The 273-nt window shown below is 61.5% G+C and carries 1 protein-coding gene; it reads left to right on the forward strand.

Annotated features, from left to right (window positions below):
• The coding region (locus HUV30_RS14425) for a VCBS domain-containing protein (protein WP_205245237.1) at positions 1-273 on the forward strand (273 nt) is incomplete at both ends.

A 273-nucleotide genomic window follows, 5' to 3' on the forward strand; every position in this document is an offset into this window, starting at 1 on the left:
CCCCGCTGGATGGTTCCTACGGCAAGCTGACCATCACTGAAACCGGTGAGTGGAAATACGAGCTGGATGGCCGCGCGCAGGCGCTGGACAATGGTGATATTCGAACCGAGACTTTTACGGTGACGACCAACGGCGGCGACACGCACACCATCACCATCACGGTGAACGGTACCGAAGACGCACCCGTCATCACCGGAACTGACACCGGAGCCGTGACTGAAGACGTGACCGTAGCTGCCTCCGGTACGCTGACGGCCGTGGATGCGGACGCCG

Source organism: Desulfovibrio subterraneus (assembly GCF_013340285.1).
Classification (GTDB): domain Bacteria; phylum Desulfobacterota; class Desulfovibrionia; order Desulfovibrionales; family Desulfovibrionaceae; genus Halodesulfovibrio; species Halodesulfovibrio subterraneus.